This is a genomic window from Rhodovulum viride (assembly GCF_003265965.1).
GTDB lineage: Bacteria > Pseudomonadota > Alphaproteobacteria > Rhodobacterales > Rhodobacteraceae > Rhodovulum > Rhodovulum kholense.
In genome coordinates this window covers 23,570-40,105 of record NZ_MUAV01000030.1, presented here as the reverse complement: position 1 = coordinate 40,105, position 16,536 = coordinate 23,570, and the positions used below count along the sequence as shown (strand labels likewise).

Annotated in this window: 17 protein-coding genes and 2 pseudogenes; 6 read left to right on the top strand and 13 right to left on the bottom strand. The window is 64.6% G+C overall.

The genetic code is table 11. The features are described 5' to 3' along the window. Together BYZ73_RS18590 and BYZ73_RS18585 are read left to right on the top strand one after the other, a co-directional pair. A pseudogene (locus BYZ73_RS18590) lies at positions 1 to 233 on the top strand (IS5/IS1182 family transposase); the annotation flags it as partial. A gap of 61 nt (positions 234 to 294) precedes the next feature. Next, positions 295 to 807: an aminotransferase class I/II-fold pyridoxal phosphate-dependent enzyme gene (locus tag BYZ73_RS18585; RefSeq protein WP_245943228.1), complete on the top strand. Its 513-nt coding sequence runs from the start codon at positions 295 to 297 to the stop codon at positions 805 to 807. A gap of 2 nt (positions 808 to 809) precedes the next feature. Here BYZ73_RS18585 and bioB read toward each other — a convergent pair whose 3' ends face one another. The 4 genes from bioB to BYZ73_RS18565 all read right to left on the bottom strand — a co-directional run bounded on the left by bioB (position 810) and on the right by BYZ73_RS18565 (position 4,153). Further along, complete coding sequence (gene bioB / locus BYZ73_RS18580) at positions 810 to 1,784, bottom strand: biotin synthase BioB (protein WP_112317224.1); 975 nt, start codon at positions 1,782 to 1,784, stop codon at positions 810 to 812. Then, positions 1,781 to 2,338: a biotin transporter BioY gene (locus BYZ73_RS18575; RefSeq protein ID WP_112317223.1), complete on the bottom strand. Its 558-nt coding sequence runs from the start codon at positions 2,336 to 2,338 to the stop codon at positions 1,781 to 1,783. Before BYZ73_RS18575 ends, bioB begins: the two co-directional genes overlap by 4 nt. A gap of 84 nt (positions 2,339 to 2,422) precedes the next feature. Beyond that, the gene (locus tag BYZ73_RS18570) at positions 2,423 to 3,091 is read right to left on the bottom strand and encodes a GntR family transcriptional regulator (RefSeq protein WP_112317222.1); all 669 of its coding nucleotides are present in this window, start codon (positions 3,089 to 3,091) and stop codon (positions 2,423 to 2,425) included. Between the two features lie 468 nt (positions 3,092 to 3,559). Next, positions 3,560 to 4,153 carry a LysE family translocator gene (locus BYZ73_RS18565; protein ID WP_112317221.1) on the bottom strand — a complete coding sequence of 198 codons (594 nt, stop codon included), beginning with the start codon at positions 4,151 to 4,153 and terminating at the stop codon, positions 3,560 to 3,562. 1,212 nt (positions 4,154 to 5,365) lie between these two features. Here BYZ73_RS18565 and BYZ73_RS18560 point away from each other — a divergent pair. Next, positions 5,366 to 5,575 carry a hypothetical protein gene (locus tag BYZ73_RS18560; protein ID WP_108028842.1) on the top strand — a complete coding sequence of 70 codons (210 nt, stop codon included), beginning with the start codon at positions 5,366 to 5,368 and terminating at the stop codon, positions 5,573 to 5,575. A 136-nt stretch (positions 5,576 to 5,711) separates the two neighbouring features. Here the strand turns inward: BYZ73_RS18560 and BYZ73_RS23895 are convergent, their stop codons facing one another. Both BYZ73_RS23895 and BYZ73_RS23890 read right to left on the bottom strand, forming a co-directional pair. After that, positions 5,712 to 6,071, bottom strand: coding sequence for a tyrosine-type recombinase/integrase (locus BYZ73_RS23895; RefSeq protein ID WP_245895817.1), 360 nt, complete (start codon positions 6,069 to 6,071; stop codon positions 5,712 to 5,714). Positions 6,072 to 6,108: 37 nt separating this feature from the next. After that, on the bottom strand, positions 6,109 to 6,783 hold the full coding sequence (locus BYZ73_RS23890; protein WP_245943227.1) for a hypothetical protein: 675 nt from the start codon (positions 6,781 to 6,783) through the stop codon (positions 6,109 to 6,111). 119 nt (positions 6,784 to 6,902) lie between these two features. On the opposite strand from BYZ73_RS23890, the gene dusA reads away from it, so the two are divergent. Next, positions 6,903 to 7,940 carry a tRNA dihydrouridine(20/20a) synthase DusA gene (dusA, locus tag BYZ73_RS18550; protein ID WP_112317219.1) on the top strand — a complete coding sequence of 346 codons (1,038 nt, stop codon included), beginning with the start codon at positions 6,903 to 6,905 and terminating at the stop codon, positions 7,938 to 7,940. Here the strand turns inward: dusA and BYZ73_RS18545 are convergent. Then, positions 7,937 to 8,665: an IS5 family transposase gene (locus BYZ73_RS18545; protein ID WP_112317218.1), complete on the bottom strand. Its 729-nt coding sequence runs from the start codon at positions 8,663 to 8,665 to the stop codon at positions 7,937 to 7,939. The genes dusA and BYZ73_RS18545 overlap by 4 nt on opposite strands. A gap of 265 nt (positions 8,666 to 8,930) precedes the next feature. On the opposite strand from BYZ73_RS18545, the pseudogene BYZ73_RS18540 reads away from it, so the two are divergent. Both BYZ73_RS18540 and BYZ73_RS18535 read left to right on the top strand, forming a co-directional pair. Continuing rightward, positions 8,931 to 9,155: pseudogene (locus BYZ73_RS18540) on the top strand (transposase); the annotation flags it as partial. A gap of 480 nt (positions 9,156 to 9,635) precedes the next feature. Further along, positions 9,636 to 11,000 (top strand): FAD-dependent oxidoreductase, encoded by a 1,365-nt coding sequence (locus BYZ73_RS18535; protein WP_112317217.1) that lies wholly within the window; start codon positions 9,636 to 9,638, stop codon positions 10,998 to 11,000. A 49-nt stretch (positions 11,001 to 11,049) separates the two neighbouring features. Here the strand turns inward: BYZ73_RS18535 and BYZ73_RS24040 are convergent, their stop codons facing one another. The 6 genes from BYZ73_RS24040 to BYZ73_RS18510 form a co-directional block, all read right to left on the bottom strand. After that, positions 11,050 to 11,637, bottom strand: coding sequence for an NAD(P)/FAD-dependent oxidoreductase (locus tag BYZ73_RS24040; RefSeq protein WP_281269500.1), 588 nt, complete (start codon positions 11,635 to 11,637; stop codon positions 11,050 to 11,052). Between the two features lie 11 nt (positions 11,638 to 11,648). Next, positions 11,649 to 12,332, bottom strand: coding sequence for an NAD(P)/FAD-dependent oxidoreductase (locus BYZ73_RS24035; RefSeq protein ID WP_281269499.1), 684 nt, complete (start codon positions 12,330 to 12,332; stop codon positions 11,649 to 11,651). Between the two features lie 5 nt (positions 12,333 to 12,337). Further along, entirely contained in the window at positions 12,338 to 13,201 is an 864-nt protein-coding gene (locus BYZ73_RS18525; protein ID WP_112317216.1) for an ABC transporter permease, read from the bottom strand. 10 nt (positions 13,202 to 13,211) lie between these two features. Then, a complete protein-coding gene (locus BYZ73_RS18520) occupies positions 13,212 to 14,078 on the bottom strand; it encodes an ABC transporter permease (RefSeq protein WP_112317215.1) in 867 nt (288 codons plus the stop codon). Then, positions 14,075 to 15,193: an ABC transporter ATP-binding protein gene (locus tag BYZ73_RS18515; protein WP_112317214.1), complete on the bottom strand. Its 1,119-nt coding sequence runs from the start codon at positions 15,191 to 15,193 to the stop codon at positions 14,075 to 14,077. Before BYZ73_RS18515 ends, BYZ73_RS18520 begins: the two co-directional genes overlap by 4 nt. Before the next feature lie 96 nt (positions 15,194 to 15,289). After that, a complete protein-coding gene (locus BYZ73_RS18510; RefSeq protein WP_112317213.1) occupies positions 15,290 to 16,363 on the bottom strand; it encodes an extracellular solute-binding protein in 1,074 nt (357 codons plus the stop codon). Positions 16,364 to 16,536: the final 173 nt, after the last annotated feature.

The following is a 16,536-nucleotide window of genomic DNA, read 5'->3' as shown; positions in this document are numbered from 1 at the left end:
CACGAAACGAGATCCTGCGAGCATCGAAGCCCCTCGGCCGGGCACTCTGGCGGAACTGGAGCGGGTCCCACCGCCGGAGCAGGGTCGAAACGAAAACGAACTGCGTGAAACTGCTCGGCCAGAGGCTGATGTCACGGGACTTCGACCGCCAGGTTGCCGAAGTCCAGATCCGGGCGGCGGTCCTCAACCGCTTCACGGCGCTCGGCATCCCGCTCACCGTGGCCATGGGATAAGTGTGTCCGGGGAAAGGGGAACTGCGGTCGTCAGCTGATTTGCGCAACAGCGCCCCGCCCCGTGCTGCCGCTGGCCGCCCGTGCGCCCGAGGGCTTACCGCTGATATATGTGGGCTCGCTGGCGAAGCTGCTCTCGCCGGGCATCCGGTTGGGCTATGCGCTGGCGCCCGAGCCACTGCTGCGGCGGATGGCCGAGGCGCGCGCCGCCATCGACCGGCAGGGCGACGCGCCACTGAAGGCGGCGCTGGCGGAGATGATCCGCGATGGCGATCTCGGCCGTCACGCCCGCAAGGCGCGGCGGGATCTGCTGGCGGCGCTGCTGGGCGAACACCTCGCCGGGCGGGCGACATTCGACTTGCCCGCCGGAGGGTTGGCGCTGTGGCTGCGTTACGAGGGGGTGTCGGCCGAGGCTTGGGCCAAAGCTGCGGGGCAGGCGGGGCTGGCCCTGCTGCCGGGTACGCGCTTTGCGCTGGAGGGCCCGCAGCCGCAGGCCTTCCGGCTGGGCTATGCGGCGCTGGACGAAGGGCAGATCGCCCGGGCGGTGGAGATCCTCGCCCGAAGCGTTCCGGGCTGAGCTTATTCCGCCGCGACCCGGGGCCGGGCCTGCGCGGGGGCGATGTGCATCCCCAGCCGGGTCAGCAGGTCCTGATCCTTCCACGCCGCCGGGTTGCCGGTGGTCAGCAACTGGTCGCCCACGAAGATCGAGTTCGCCCCGGCAAGAAAGCACAGCGCCTGCAACTCGTCGCTCATCCCCGTGCGCCCTGCCGACAGGCGCACGACCGAGGCTGGCATCAGGATGCGGGCCAGCGCCACGATGCGCACCAGCGCGAAGGGATCGACGGCCCGGGCGCGCGCCTGCACCGGCACGCCCTCGATCTCGTTCCACAGGTTCACCGGCACGCTGTCGGGATGCGCGGGGAGCGTCGCTAGCGTCACCAATATGGCGATGCGGTCCTCTTCGGCCTCGCCCATGCCCAAGATGCCGCCGCAGCAGACCTTGATACCGCCCTTGCGCACCTGCTCGACTGTGTCGAGGCGGTCCTCCATCGTCCGGGTGCTGGCGATCTGCGCGTAATACGCGGGCGAGGTGTCGATGTTGTGGCTGTAGAAGTCGAGGCCCGCCGCCTTCAGCCGCGCGACCTGTTCGGGCGACAGCATCCCCAGCGTCATGCAGGTTTCCAGCCCCAGCTCGGACACGCCCCGCACCATGTCGCAGAGCTTGTCCATGTCGCGGTCCTTGGGGCTGCGCCAGGCGGCCCCCATGCAGAACCTTTGCGCGCCCGAGGCCTTGGCGCGCTGTGCGGCGGCCAGAACCTCCTCGGTTCCCATCAGCTTGGTGGCCTTCACCCCGGTCTCGTGATGGGCCGATTGCGAGCAATAGCCGCAGTCCTCGGGGCAGCCGCCGGTCTTGATGCTGAGCAGGCTCGCGGTTTCGATCGCATTGGGGTCGAAATGCGCGCGGTGGAGCGTCTGGGCCCGATGCATTAGGTCGGCGAAGGGCAGGGCGTGGATCGCCCTGGCCTCCGCCATGGTCCAGTCGCTGCGGATCATGCCGCGCGGGTCCGGAGGCGGGCGATGGCCGCGATGAGGCCCGAAGCCAAAGCCAGCTTGACCAGATCGCCGAGCAGGAAGGGCGTGAGACCCGCGGCCAGCAGTCCCTGGGCCGGGACATAGAGCGCCAGCCACGCGAGGCCGAGGGCATAGACCACGGCGAGGCCCGCCAGCATCGCCAGGAAGCAGCCGATCAACCCGCGCCCCTGCGCGAGCCAGCCGGTCAGGCCCGCCCCCAGCAGGTAGCCCGCCAGATAGCCGCCGGTCGGCCCGACCATATAAGCCAGCCCGATTCCGCGTTCCGGCGTGCCCGAGAAGACCGGAATTCCCAGGGCGCCCGCCGCCAGATAGGCCGCCATTCCCGCAAAGCCGATCCTCGGCCCGAGCGTGGCGGCGAGGAAGAACACAGCCAGGGTGTGCAGCGTCATCGGCACCGGCCAGAACGGGATCTGGACCTTGGCGCCCAGCGTGATCAAAGCCGCGCCGCCGAGCGCCAGCGCAAATCCGCGTCCGAGCGCTGCGGGACGGGTCAGAGCGGGGGTGAGAAATGCCATGGGTCTGTCCTCCGAAGATAGGCATCAAGTCTATCTATAATTACGAAGGCAATGCGTGGTCCTTGCAATACAGTTTATAGATAATTATCCGGGAATCTCGTAAGTTTCTCGTGCATCAGCATTTTTCACCGCAGTCTTGCGCTTGCCGATCCAGCCGACATGGCGCGCGAGCGTGGCACAAGCGAGGTCGGTCTGCCCCTTGCGCAGCGCGTCGAGAATGGCGCGGTGGTCGTGATCGGTCCGTGCCTCCCAGTCGCGCCGCCATGCGGCGAAGAGGAACCGCGCACTGGCGGCCTGCAGGTCGTCGATGGTTCGCAGGAGACGGGGCATCCGGCAGGGGGACAGGATGAGCCGGTGAAAATGGCGGTTTGCCGCCTCCCAGTCACGGACGGTACTGGCACTGTCGCCGTGGCGTGTAACCTCTTCTGCTTCCTGTAGAATGGCGCGTGTCATATTGGGCGCGGCGTGGCGCAGGGCGAGGCTTTCGAGGCTGGAGCGCATCTCGGCCACCTCGCGCAGTTCGGCCACGTCGAATTCGGTGACGCGAAAGCCGCGCCTCGGTTCGCTCTCTGCCAGACCCTGGGTCTGCAACTCGCGGAAGGCCTCACGGACCGGGACATGGCTCGCGCCGAACTCGGCGGCGACATGGTCCTGCCGGAGGCGCGCGCCGGGCGGAATCTCGCCCGAGATGATACGGTCGGCAAGGACGCGGGCGATGCGCGCGGACTGAGTCTCTTCAGGGGCGTGTTTCATGGATTATAGATAATTCATGCTGCGCCGCCCGTCGACAGTTAAGGTGGGCTTTGCGGCTCTTCTGTCATCGTCGCCTTCTTGTAGGACCTGGCAAGCCTCTGCAGGCTCAGGCAGCCTTTGGTTGCAATGCTGGGAAGTCGCAATTCGTGAAGATCAGCGGGTCCGACACGTCTTCCCTCTTTCGGAGGTCGGCCGACACATCGGAAGGTCAGGATCGTCCGCCAGCCCCCGAGAACGTGCCAACTTGCTCTGACGTCGATATCTCTCCATGGGATGATCGCCTCGGGATCTATGGCGTTCATGAGGATGCCCTGCCTTCGAAGCCGGGCTCCTGCATAAGAGACATCGCCACCGCGAGAGCTGGAACGAGGAGGAGCCCGACCATTAGCCAGAACCCGGCAAGCCGAAAATATGACAGCCAGATCACCAGATCAGGCATCGAATGCGCTTGGCGTGCCTTGTCCACCTTCAGAGCCAGAACATGATGCACTTCGCCGATGCGAGCGCCGCGAGGGTTCGGTTTGCGCGCCTGAGGCTGGCCAAGCTCGAGAGGTGGTGTCGCAGGGCGGATCCCATGGCAGACCAAACGGCCATGCATGGGGTGCCGATCAATGCGAAGGCGAAGCAAATGATCAGCAATTGGGGAAGAACCGCCTTTTCGGGCTGCAGAAATGCCGACACGGCGGTGAACGCGATCAGCCAAGATTTCGGATTGATGAACTGGAACAGCAGCGCCTGAGAAAACGAGATCGGGGTGGCATTAGGTGATTGCGCCAGCGCATCTGCTTTCCAAAGCTTCAGGGCGAGCCAGAGCAGATAGAACGTCCCAGCCACCTTGAGTGCCAACTGGATACTGGGAAACTGTGCGAAAAGGCTGCTGAGACCGGCGGCCACGAGCAGGATCTGGGAGATCACACCGGTCGGAATGCCAACGATCTGCGGTATGGTGCTCCGAAAGCCAAACACCAGCCCCGCGTTCGCGAGAGGCATGTTGTTTGGCCCCGGGGTGATCGACATGACAAAGGCGTAGAGCGCCAGGGCTCCTATTGTGGTAAACTCCATTTGCGACCTTCCCAGTTCACACGAATACATGCTCCGCGTTCTGGACGGGCAGGGCGATTGAGAGCTTCTCAACTCGGCATGAGCAGAATCCACGCTTGTCACGTGCCGCCATGCAAGGGACGCGGTCTCATTGGGTGGCGCTTCCGCGGTTCATTCGCTTAGAAGGAGCCGAAAGGTCCGAATGCGAGGTGCGGGCTGAGCTCGCGTCCGCCCGGAAGCGAACTAGAATGACCAGCAAGCCACCCCCGTTGAGCAGAGCAGAAGACCGATTTAAGGTTTCTCGGGAACAGCTCTTCGAAGAGGTTTGGGAAACGCCGATCCTTAATTTGGCCGAGAAGTGTGCCGTCTCAGGGTCGTACCTGGCTCGAGTGTGCACGGTGCTGCGCGTTCCCAGGCCCCCGGTTGGATACTGGCAAAAGAAGGCTGTTGGCAGGGCTCCCCGCCGACCGCAACTGCCCGAGGCCCAGCCCGGAGATCAACAGATCTGGAGCAAGAACAGGCCTCTCGCACGTCCCGCGAGCGAAGCGCGCGGTGAAGAGCCGCAGAAAGCTGGCCGGGGTGCGGCAAGGCCCGCAGTGAATGCCCTGCTGCGTGGGACGAAGAGCCAGTTTCTCAAGACCCGCAAGATTGATGCCAACGAATTCTTGCGCCCGTACAAACAACTCCTTCCTGACATCGTTACATCCGCCGCGTCTCTGGAGCGAGCGCTCGACCTCGCCAATGCTCTCTATCTGGTGTTTGGAAAGAAGGGGTATCCCATACGGTTCGCCCCTCCGGATCAGAAGTTGCAGCGCGCAAAGATCGAAGAGCGGGAGACCGTCCACCATGACAGGAAGTGTGGTCAGTATGGGCATGGTACCATCTGGTCGCCGCTCCGACCCACAATTGCGTACCTCGGCGCCATCCCGATCGGGCTCGTTCTGACGGAGATGACCGAGCGAGCGACTATGCGTTACCAGAATGGGAAGTGCGTTCGTGCGAGCACGCTCGATCGAAGACAGGGGCGGTCGATTTTGCCATCACACAGTTGGACGACAGAACAGGACCTGCCTTGCGGACGCTTTCGCTTGCTCGCCTATTCTCCGCACCCCGGAGTAGAGTGGCAGCTTTCATGGCAGGAGACCAGTAAGCGCTCCCTTGATAGGGCGTTCGGCGAAGTGACCCGCAAGCTTGAAGGCTCGGTCCGAGAGCCTTCAACAGCTTTCGGATATCATGGCGGATTGGACCAGGGCGCTCTCCGTCGAGATGTTTTTCGTCGAGGCCGAAAAGCGTATGCAGATGACGGACGGAGAGCGGCGCGTGCATCTGGAATCCCGGCTGCGTTTGGCGCGTTCGATGCTGGGCGAACTCGATCCGCTATCATTCATCGAGCCGTGGGTTTCGCCGGAGGAGCGCTACCAGCGAAAGTTCATGGATGAATAGGGTGCCAATAGGATGGACGGCATATCGCTAACCTGCCTGTATCACAGCATTCAGCGGCTATGAAAGTTGATGTCTGTACTTGGCAGAACTTAGGGTGATGCGCGGGTCCTTTCGATGAGATTGATGTACTGACGCATCACGTGTTGCCGATTGCGAGCTGCAAGCCCGGCCAGTTTGCATATTTGTCACCGGTTTCGCGGATGTGCGTATAGCGTTTCAGGCTAACCCAAGACCTGTGTCCGCTGACATCTGCGACATGACGAATGTTCCAGCCCATTTCAAACAGCCGCGAAATGCCTTCGTGGCGCAGATCGTGGAAGTGCAGATCTTCGATCCCGAGCAGCTTGCAAGCGCGGGTGAAGTTGGCCGTGATTGCGTCCGGTGAGTAGGGGAAAATCTCACCTATATGCCCGGACATGCTGTCGATGATCCGAATGGCCTCCTCGGGCAGATCGACCCAGGTATCGTTTCCGAGCTTCTCGCCGGGATGCTTCATGTCACGGACCAGAACGCGTTTGTGTTCCTTCTGGAAATCATCCCAGGTGAGATCGGGTGATCTCTGCCTGTCGGCGCGTCGAGAAGAGAGCGAACACGATCACCTTGTGCATGGGCATGGCCTGAGGCGTTCTCTGGCGCCGATCAATGAAATGAGCCAGCAGCCGGTCGAGTTCATCGAGGGTGGGCCTGCGGTTCCGCTGCGCGGAACGCGAGATGATCCCTATACGGCGCGCGACGGTGATCGCGTCTCTCATCTCCCGATCATCCAGCCAAAAGTCCCACATCGGCCGTGCTATGGCGAATATGGAGGCGAGATGGCTGGCGTAGTTCCCGACGGTTTGCGGTTGTCCGGGCAGAGACCGAAGGAACTCGATGATATCCTTCGACTTGATGGTGGAGCAGGGCAGATCGGCGATCGGGTAGGTGGCGATGGTCCTGAGGATCTGGGCCTTTGTGCGACCGATGTCCTTCACCGTTTCTTCGGTGTAGCGCTCGATCGCTTTTGATAGCGGAGGGTCAGATACGTTCAGCTCCTCCAAGGCACCAGGCTTTGCTAGATCTTTATCGCGCTCCATTATCCAAGTGGTCGCAACTGGGCGTCTGTCAAAAGTCTTCGTCTCGTGATAGACGGTTCCCTCGCGCATCACTCGTACACGTGCCCTGTAACTGTGACTTCCATCCTTGCGCTTGCGTGTGGTGATCGAGCCCATGACGGTCTCCCCATTTGGTCCACGGAACTGGATTTGGTCCGCGGGACCAAGCCCCGTGTCAAAATCGACGAATTTGGTCCATAATGAGCGTGAGCGAGATGTACTGAAGGTTGCCTTAAGTGTCTGTAAATAATAAAAAAATCTCGATTTCGACGGCCTCGCGCCTGTCCGTTGCACCCATGATGGACTGGACCGACCGGCATTGCCGCTATTTCCACCGTCTGATGTGCTCCTCGGTCCTGCTTTATACCGAAATGGTGACCGCGCCGGCTCTGGTCCGGGGGGGCGCGCTTCATCTGCTGGACCATGCCCCAGAGGAACACCCGGTGGCCGTTCAACTGGGCGGGTCGGACCCAGCGGAACTGGCCCAGGCCACGCGGCTCTGCTGCGAGGCCGGATATGACGAGGTGAACCTCAATGTCGGCTGCCCCTCGGACAAGGTGCAATCGGGCGCGTTTGGCGCCGTCCTGATGAAGACCCCCGGCCTTGTCGCCGAGTGCGTTGCTGCGATGCGGGCGGCAGCAACGGTCGAGGTCACGGTCAAATGCCGGATCGGCGTCGACGATCAGAACCCGCAGGAGGTGCTGCCGGCCTTTCTTCAGACGATCTCGGCCGCCGGGGTGACGCGCTTCACCATTCACGCGCGAAAGGCATGGTTGCAGGGGCTCAGCCCGAAGGAAAACCGCGATGTCCCGCCGCTCGACTACGATCTCGTGCGCGAGATGAAGCGGGCGTTCCCGGCGTTGCACCTGTCGGTCAATGGCGGGATCGGCTCGCTGGCCGAGGTCAGGGGCTTTCTGAAAGACGGGCTCGACGGGGCGATGATCGGGCGCGCCGCCTATCACGACCCCGCCGCGATCCTGCTCGGCGCGGACGAAGAGATCTTTGGTCTGCCGGGACGCAAGACCGCACGGCAGGTGGCCGAAGAGATGCGCCCCTATATCGCGCGCCACCTGGAAGCCGGAGGCCGGTTGCACGCCATCACCCGCCACATGCTGGGGCTTTTCGCGGGACGCCCCGGGGCGCGGACCTGGCGGCGTCTGCTGTCCGAAGGTGCCGCCGGATCGGGGGCAGGTCTCGACGTGTTCGATGCGGCGCTTGAGGCGCTGCCGCAGATGTCCGAGCTCCTGCCTTTGGACGCGGCGCGGAACGCCTAGGGTGCGGACTCAATCGTCCTGATCCAGATGCGTGTTGAGGCTAGAGCGACGGCGGCGAGGAAGGTGTCGGCGTGTTTGTCGACGCATGTGGCAGTGCGGCGGAACTGTTCGAGACGGCAGAAGACTCTCTCGACAAGGTTGCGTTTGCCGTAGAGGTCCCGGCCCACGCAGCGTTGCAGACGCATCCGGCTCTGGGTCGGGATATGCGCCTCGCCGCCGCATTCGGTGATAAATCCGACGAGCGCCATGCTGTCATGGCCGCGATCCGCGACCACCTGCGCCGGTGGCAGCGCGCCGAGCAGCAGGGTCGCCACCGTCTTGTCGGAGGCTTGCCCGGCCGTGAGCAGCAGCCTCACCGGCGGCCCGTCCTGATCCACCACCGCATGGATCCTGGTCGTCAATCCGCCACGAGAATGGCCGATGGCATGATCCGAGCCCGCTTTTTGCCCCCGGCGGCGTGCCGGTGAGCCGCGGATGATGGAACTTTCGATCAACGGCATCGACTGCGGCGCGCGGCGCGCCGGTTCCTCGACTACATTCTGCCAGACACCCCGTTTGGACCAGAGGTCGAAGCGGTTGGAGACCGTGGTGCAAGGGCCATGGCGCTTGGGCAGATCCCGCCACCGAGCGCCCGTCCGGACGACGTGGTAGATGCCGTTCACCACCCCGGCGCTTGCCCTTGTCCGGCCGCGGCAGCAAGGGCTCGACCAGCCGCCAGTCCTCATCGCTCAGGTCGTATCCGCCATGATCTCCCCTCCTTTTCCATGAGGAAATGAAGCACGCAACCGCGCAAGCAGGACTCCCTGTTGAGTATGCGGCCCAGCCGCTCGCCCGGTCTGTGCATCGCAAGCGGGTTAGTGTCCGAGGACGTGGTGTAATTTCTGCGCCGTTGCCGGTGTGCCCCCGGCGGATCACCGAGGTGTATGATCGAGGTGGAGTTTGGCGGCTTCAACCAGGGTTCACATGGAACCCCCGATAACCACGACCAACATGGATCGGTCCGGGCTTCTGGCCAAGCACGGCCAAGGCGATTTCCTTCGCGCCATGGCCCGGGCCGGTCTGCCGCTGATCATGGAGGCCGACGTTGACGGCCTGATCGATGCCGGGCGGGACGAACGCTGCGGGGAACGTACGACTTGGCGAAACGGGTATCGAGCGCGCGCCCTCGATACCCGTTTGAGTGCTTCAAGATCCGCAATATCCCAAAGCCGATCCGTCCGCCCACCATCCATCGCGCGAGTGACGCGCGGAGACTGGCGGGCACGGCAAGGCCCGCCGTCTCGTCCCGGAGGTCGAGATGCGCATGCAACTGCGCAGCAATGGCTGCGCGCCGGTCCTCGGGGATGGCGGTCATGCTGGCAGCATAGACCGTACTGTCGTGCCGCCGCCGAAACCGGGCCGTGAGGCCTTCCGCTGCGGAGGGCCGCCGTGCCGCGATCGCCTTCACACCGCGCCAGTCGGGCTTCGCAAGCGGCGTCTCGAACTGCGCCCGGTTCCCCTTCGCGCTCTGATCGACTGCGAGAATTCTGGCACGGCGCGCCGGGCCTTTGCTGCGCGCGGGCATCGAAGGGCGCCGGGGAAACGCTGCGCTCACCGGGTTTGCCGGGCGGTGCGACCATGCAGCCAAAGGTTGCTGCGGCCCCTACTGTGGCGGCCGAAACACCGACCTGGCCGACAGTGTGAGGAGCCTCAGGAATGCGTCAGATTTCGGAACCGGCCCGGCAGGTTGACGTCGTCTTCGAAACCGATGTGATCGTCGTCGGCTCGGGTCCCGGCGGTCTGGCGGCCGCGCTGGCCGCCGCGCGGGCGGGGGTGGACGTGGCGCTGGTCGAACGGTTCGGCTGTTTCGGCGGCAACATCACCGCCGTCGGGGTCGAGGGCTTCGCCTGGTACCGGCACGAGGCCACCATCGAGGCCGGCGGGATCGGCCGCGAATTCGAGGATCGCGCCAAGGACATGGGCGCCGCGGTGCCCGAAAGCCAGTCGCTGAGCTATGAGCTGGACAGCGAGGGGTTCAAGCTGGTGGCCGACCGGCTGGTCGAGGAGGCGGGCATCCACCCGATGCTGCACCGCCAGTTCGTCGCCCCGGTGATGGATGGCGACCGGATCGTCGGCATCATCACGGAATCGAAGGCCGGGCGCGAGGCGATCCTGGGCAAGATGGTGATCGATGCCACGGGCGATGCCGACGTGGCCCACCGGGCCGGTGCCCCGACCCGCATGACCCCGCGCGAAACCATGATGGCGGCTTCGGTGATGTTCCACCTCGCGGGGGTCGACAAGACCGCCTTCATGGAGGGCATCAAGGCCGATCCGCAGACCTATCGCGACTGGGGCGGCGGCGGCGAATGGACCATCGAGACCTCGGGCAAGGAGGACGACATGTTCTCGCCCTTCATCAAGAAGCCGTTCGAGCGGGCCATTCAGGAGGGGCTGATCCCGGCCCATCTGAACACCATCGCCGGGACCTGGGGCGCGCTTCACGATACCGGCGAGCTGACCTACATGAACCTCGTCCATCTCGACGCGGTCGACGGGACCGACCCCGACAGTCTGACCAAGGGCGAGATCGAGGGGCGGCGCCAGACGATGCTGGCGATCGAGGCGCTGAGGCGGTTCATGCCGGGCTGCGAGGGCGCGCGGCTGCGCAATTTCGGCATGACCATCGGCATCCGCGACACGCGCAAGATCGACGCGGCCTATAACATGACGGAAACCGATGTGCGCGAACAGGGCCGGTTCGAGGATTCGATCGGCATCTACCCCGAATTCATCGACGGCTACGGCATCCTCATCCTGCCGACCACCGGGCGCTACATGCAGCTGCCCTATCGCTCGATGCTGCCGAAGAAGGTCAAGGGTCTGCTGGTGGCCGGGCGTTCGACGGGCGGCGACCGGATCGCCCATGCCGCGACGCGCAACATGTCCTGCTGCGCGGTCGTGGGGCAGGGCGCGGGCGTCGCCGCGGCCCGGGCCGTGAAATCGAACCGGGACGTGGGCGAGGTCGACCTGACGGCGGTGCAGGGCGAGCTCAAACGTCAGGGCGTGCGGATCGACTGATGCCTGAGCGGGTCCGAAGTCGGGCATCGCCCGCCGGGCCCGCGACCCGCTACCAGCCGAACCGATCCCGGACCCGGTAGACCAGCACCGAAGGCGCCAGAAACCAGGGCGTGCCGGTATAGAAGGGCCGTGTCGGGTAAGGCAGGCGGTCGAAGGCCGTTTCGGCATCTTCGAGCCCGGCGGCGCGGCGGCCGATCTTCATCCCGAGATATCCGGCCATGCCCACGCCCGAGCCGCAATAGCCCATCGCGTGAAAGAGGCCATCGTCCTCGCCCGCATGCATCAGCGTGTCGAAGCTGAAGGCCACGGTGCCCACCCAGGAATGGCTGATCCGCGTGCCGTCGAGTTCCGGGAAGAGGCGGACCAGCTCGCGCAGCAGGACCGGGCCGGTGCGGTCGGGGTCGGATTCCCGCAGCGACATCCGGCCGCCGAACAGCACCCGGGTCCGGTCGGGCGAGGGGCGGTAATAATAGACAAGCTTGCGCGTGTCCGAGAGGATCCGGTCGGTCGGGAACAGCCGGTCCATCACCGTCTTCGGGACCGGCTCGGTGGCGATCACGTAGGACCCGATGGGGATCACCCGCCGCCGGTGCCAGGGCGAGACCGGGCCGCTATAGCCGTTGGTGGCGAGGATCACCTTGCCCGCCTTCAGCGCGCCCTTGGCGGTGCGCAGCCGAAAGCCAGGCGACAGTCGCTCGCGCGCGAGACGATCTGCACGCCCGCCGCCCGGCAAAGGCGCAGCAATGCGGCGTGATACCGGCCGGGATCGATGCTGGCATGGCGAGGGAAGACCGCGCCGCCCCAATAGGCGCGGGTGCCCAGTTCGGCCTGCATGGCGTCCCGCGGGACCATGTAGGCGCCGGTCTCGTAGGCGGGGTTCGGCGCGGCGATGTCGCGGGCGAGGCTGTCATAGCATTGTGGTAGATGGGCGCCGTGGAATCGCCCAACACGTTGAAACCCGGTCTCCAGCCCCTCGTCGGCAATGACGCGTTCGATATGGTCCAGCGAGGCCTGGCCGTCGCGCAGGATCGCGGCCGCCAGGTCCGGGCCGTAGCGGGCAGAGAGCGTCGCGAAAGAGGGCTTGATGCAGGTCGAGATCTGCCCGCCATTCCGGGTGCTGCAGCCCCAGCCGGGCGTCTCGGCCTCGATCACCACGGTCGAAAGCCCCGCCCGCGCGGTCTGAAGCGCAGCGTGAAGGCCGGTATAGCCCGACCCCACCACGGCGATGTCGGCCTCGGCGTGCAGCGGGTCAGACCCGGTCTCGGGCGGGGCGGCTTCCCACCAGTAGGGCAGGGGCTTGTAGTCGTCGGCAAAGACGGCCGGGTCTGCCATGTCCGTCATTGTCCGGAAGGATCGGGGCGCTGGACGGCGACGGAAACCAGGGCCAGAAGCCCGGACCCCACCATCAGCACGAAGGACACCGCGTTCAGCACGGGGGTCGAGCCGACCTTGGCCATGCGGTCGTACATGGTGATGGTCAGCGGGCTTTCCGACCCGACGAGGAAGAGCGTCGTGTTGAAATTCTCGAACGAGACCAGAAAGGCCACGATCGCCGAGGCGATCATCGCGGGCCGCAGATAGGGCAGGGTGATGGTCCAGAGCACCCGGGCCCGGCTGGCGCCGAGGTTGAAGGCCGCTTCTTCCAGCGAGAGGTCGAATTTCTTCAGCCGGGCGGTGATGACGAGCGAGGTGATCGTGGTGATGAACGAGAACTGGCCCAGCACGACCAGGAAGATGCCGGGCCGCAGCAGGCTGATTTCGACCCCGAACCGGTCGTAGACGGCATTGGCGACATTGCTGGCCAGCACCAGGATCGAGATCCCGAGGATCACGCCGGGGATCACCAGGGGCACGATCATCACGATGTAGAAGAAGGTCTTGAAGGGAAATTCGCGCCGCACGAAGAGAAACGCGTTGGTGGTGCCGACCGCGACCGACAGCGCCGCGACCATCACCGCGATCACGAAGGAATAGTAAAGCCCGCTCAGGAGCCGCCGGTCGTGGAACATGCCAAGCTTGGGCTCGGTGTCGTTGAAGAACCAGTCCAGAGTGAAGCCCTGCCAGGGCAGCGCCGGAAAGAGCGAGTCGTTGAAGGCGAAGCTGCCCGCCGCGATCAGCGGCGCCGCGAGGAAGATGAAGAAGGCGGCGACATAGGCCTTGTAGCCCGCCATCAGCGCCCGGTTGGTCTGCGCATGTGCCATCCCCGCCCCCTCAGGTCCGCGCCACGGTATTGGCCAGCGACTGTCCGCTGAGCCTCAGCCCCAGCCAGACCGTGATCGAGGTGAAGGCCAGCAGCAGGAAGCCGAAGGCCGCGCCCGACTCCCAGTTGAAGCGGGTGATGAACTGGTTGTAGATCTGCTCGGTGAACCAGCTGGAATTCTTGCCGCCCAGAAGGATCGGGGTCAGGTAGCTGCCCGCGGTCAGCATGAAGGTCACGATGCAGCCCGCGACGATGCCCGGCATCGCATAGGGGATGATGATGCGTCGCAGCACCGTCAGATGGCCGCCGCCCAGATTGTAGCCCGCCTCGATCATGTCGTCGCCCATCCCGTCGAGGGTCGAGACCAGCGGCACGATCATGAACAGGATCACCGTATAGACCAGCCCGACGATCACCGCGGCGTCGTTGTAAAGAAACTCGATGCCCTCGTCGGTCATCCCCGACCAGACCAGCAGGCTGGAAATCACGCCCGTTTGCCGCAACAGCAGGATCCAGCCGAAGGCGCGGATCAGGTCGCTGACCCAAAGCGGGATCAGGCACATCAGGAACAGCGCCCCCCGCGCCCGCCGCCCGGCGATCTTGGCGATGTAATAGGCGATGGGAAACCCGATCAAGAGCGCCAGCGCCGTCACCAGAAGCGACATCGACGCGGTGCGCAGCAGCGTGTTCCAGTAGATCGGCTCGTTCAGGAAGTCGATGTAGTTGCCGAACCCGAACTCGTAGACCCTGGGCGCCACCTTTTCGCGCAGCGACAGCGCCACCATGCCGATATGGGGCAGCACGATCAGCAGCAGGATCCACAGCGCGAAGGGTGCGAAAAGCAGGATCAGCGACAGGCGTTTGGCGTCCCGTGTCATCGGACGCCTCCCGCCGCGAAACACATGGTCTGGGCCGAGGGCCAGTCCAACCGGACCGGATCGCCTTCGCGCAGGTCAGAGCCGCCGCCGGTCACGACGATATCGGCCTCGATCAGCGTGCCGCCGGGGCTGCGGACCAGTACCCGGCTGCTGGCGCCGTTGAAGAGCACGCTGTCGACGGTGCCGGAATGGGTGTTGCGCCCGGGCGCGGCGGCATCCGGGCCGGGCCGGGTCGCCGCGATGAATTCGGGGCGGACGAAAACCTCGACCGCGTCGCTTGCCGAAATTGCCCCGTCGCCGAAGGCGGTGGCGACGACGGTCAGCCCGGCCTCGGTTTCGACCTTGATCCCGTCGGCCCTGACCTCAAGCGCGCGGCCGCTCCAGCGGTTCGAGTCGCCCACGAACCCGGCCACGAAGGCGGTCTTCGGCGCGTGATAAAGCTCTTCGGGGCGGCCGACCTGTTCGAACCGCCCGGCATTCATCACCGCGACATAATCCGACATCACCAGCGCCTCGGACTGGTCATGGGTGATATAGACGAAGGTCGTGTCGAACTGGTGCTGCAAGAGCTTCAGCTCGATCTTCATCGCCTCGCGCAGCTTGAGGTCGAGCGCGCCCAGCGGTTCGTCCAGCAACAGCACGTCGGGGTTCAGCGCCATGCAGCGGGCGATGGCGATCCGCTGTTTCTGTCCGCCAGACAGCTGGTGGATCTGCCGCCGCGCAAGGTCGGGCAGGGCCACGCGGGTCAGCACATCGGCGACGCGCCCGGCGATCTCGTCCTTGCCCGCGCCTGCGCAGCGCAGGCCATAAGCGATGTTCTCGTAGACATCCATCATCGGGAAAAGGGCCAGATGCTGGAACACCATCTTCACGTTGCGCCGGTTGGGCGGTACCGACAGCACCGACCTGCCCTTCAGCAGGATGTCGCCCTGCGTCGGGGTCTCGAAGCCCGCGATCATGCGCATCAAGGTGGTCTTGCCGCAGCCCGAGGGGCCGAGGATCGAGAAAAAGGTGCCACTGGGGATCCGGAAAGAGACGTCATCGACGGCCCTGAATGCTCCGAAATCCTTGCAAATCCCCAGGCATTCGAGGTCGAAGGCATCGTCCGTCGTCATCTGGTTCCGGTCGTCCGATTGTTGGTCATGTGTTGTGACAAGGGAAAGGACCGGGACGGCGCGCGCTGTCCCGGCTGCCCTGCGCTCGGCCGGCCGTCAGCCGCCGGTCGCGGCCTTGATCTTCTCGAGCGTCTTGCCTTCCATGTCCTCGACCCCCGGAGGGATGTTGGCGAAGAATTTCAGGTTCTCGATATCGGCTTCGGTGAAGGAGGCCTTCACCGCCGCCTTCTTGTCATCGGGAAGCAGGTCGGCGCCGCCCTTGACCGCCGCGATGGCGCCGGTGCTGCCCGACATGATGGTGACGTTCTCGGGCTCCAGCACGAAGTTGATCCACTTGTAGGCCGCATCGTCGGCCTCGCCCTTGGCGGGGATCGCGAAAGTGTCGATCCAGGTCAGAGCGCCGGTTTCGGGCGGGATGAACACGATGTTCTGGTTCTGGTCGTAAAGCTTGTAGGCGGTCGAATCCCAGGTTTCCGAGGCCACGATCTCGCCCGACAGCATCATCGCCGACAGGTCGTCCCCGCCCTGCCAGTAGGCCTTGATGACTTGCTTGCAGGCGATCAGCTTGTCGGCCACCCGGTCCAGCAGGTCCTGGTACTTGTCGAGGTCGGAATAGGCCGCAAAGGGGTCCTCGCCCATCGCGAAGGCGGTTCCCAAAAGGATGGTGCGCCGCAGCCGCATCGAGGTCTTGCCGGTATAGGCCGGGTCGCACAGATCGTCCCAGCCCTTGACGTCGGGGGCCTTGGTGATGTCGGCCATCAGCCCGGTGGTGCCCCATTGATGCGGCACGGCATAGACCTTGCCGTCGAGGGTCGCGTTCGTCTTGACCGCCTCCAGATGCACCGGCGACATGACGTGGGTGTCGATCTGCGACAGGTCCAGCGGCTTGTAAATGCCGTATTCAAGCTGCGCGGCATAGATCCGGTCATGGCTCGGCTGCGCCAGATCGAAGCCCGCGCCGCCGGTGGCGCGCAGCTTGGCGATCATTTCCTCGTTGTTGGAATAGGTGACCTCGACATCGATGTCGGGATACCTCTCCTCGAATTTCTGGATCAGCTCATCGGGGGCATAGGACCCCCAGGTCAAGAGACGCAGCGTTTCGGCCGAGCCGGAGACCGCGCCGAATGCCGTCGTGGACAGCAAACCGGCGAGCAGAATGCGAAGTTTCATTGTGGTGACACTCCCTGAGAATTATTTCTCGAAGCCTCGATCTGGGCCTCTGGACGCCGATGTTAGGGCAGTTTTTTTTGCTTGTCGTGGATTTAGGCGCATGACGACGGGGGAATTGCGCGCCGATGCGGCCGCAGGCGCGCGGCGGGGTCGGGGCCGCCGGGGCGCCTGTA

What these genes read in the sequence shown, in the direction of transcription:
- bioB (WP_112317224.1), bottom strand. Translation starts at nt 1,784, where the DNA reads ATGATCCGCAGCGACTGGACCATGGCGGAGGCCAGGGCGATCCACGCC.
- BYZ73_RS18575 (WP_112317223.1), bottom strand. Translation starts at nt 2,338, where the DNA reads ATGGCATTTCTCACCCCCGCTCTGACCCGTCCCGCAGCGCTCGGACGC.
- BYZ73_RS18570 (WP_112317222.1), bottom strand. Translation starts at nt 3,091, where the DNA reads ATGAAACACGCCCCTGAAGAGACTCAGTCCGCGCGCATCGCCCGCGTC.
- BYZ73_RS18565 (WP_112317221.1), bottom strand. Translation starts at nt 4,153, where the DNA reads ATGGAGTTTACCACAATAGGAGCCCTGGCGCTCTACGCCTTTGTCATG.
- BYZ73_RS18560 (WP_108028842.1), top strand. Translation starts at nt 5,366, where the DNA reads ATGGCGGATTGGACCAGGGCGCTCTCCGTCGAGATGTTTTTCGTCGAG.
- BYZ73_RS23895 (WP_245895817.1), bottom strand. Translation starts at nt 6,071, where the DNA reads ATGAAGCATCCCGGCGAGAAGCTCGGAAACGATACCTGGGTCGATCTG.
- BYZ73_RS23890 (WP_245943227.1), bottom strand. Translation starts at nt 6,783, where the DNA reads ATGGGCTCGATCACCACACGCAAGCGCAAGGATGGAAGTCACAGTTAC.
- BYZ73_RS18545 (WP_112317218.1), bottom strand. Translation starts at nt 8,665, where the DNA reads ATGAGGACTGGCGGCTGGTCGAGCCCTTGCTGCCGCGGCCGGACAAGG.
- BYZ73_RS18535 (WP_112317217.1), top strand. Translation starts at nt 9,636, where the DNA reads ATGCGTCAGATTTCGGAACCGGCCCGGCAGGTTGACGTCGTCTTCGAA.
- BYZ73_RS24035 (WP_281269499.1), bottom strand. Translation starts at nt 12,332, where the DNA reads ATGGCAGACCCGGCCGTCTTTGCCGACGACTACAAGCCCCTGCCCTAC.
- BYZ73_RS18525 (WP_112317216.1), bottom strand. Translation starts at nt 13,201, where the DNA reads ATGGCACATGCGCAGACCAACCGGGCGCTGATGGCGGGCTACAAGGCC.
- BYZ73_RS18520 (WP_112317215.1), bottom strand. Translation starts at nt 14,078, where the DNA reads ATGACACGGGACGCCAAACGCCTGTCGCTGATCCTGCTTTTCGCACCC.
- BYZ73_RS18515 (WP_112317214.1), bottom strand. Translation starts at nt 15,193, where the DNA reads ATGACGACGGACGATGCCTTCGACCTCGAATGCCTGGGGATTTGCAAG.
- BYZ73_RS18510 (WP_112317213.1), bottom strand. Translation starts at nt 16,363, where the DNA reads ATGAAACTTCGCATTCTGCTCGCCGGTTTGCTGTCCACGACGGCATTC.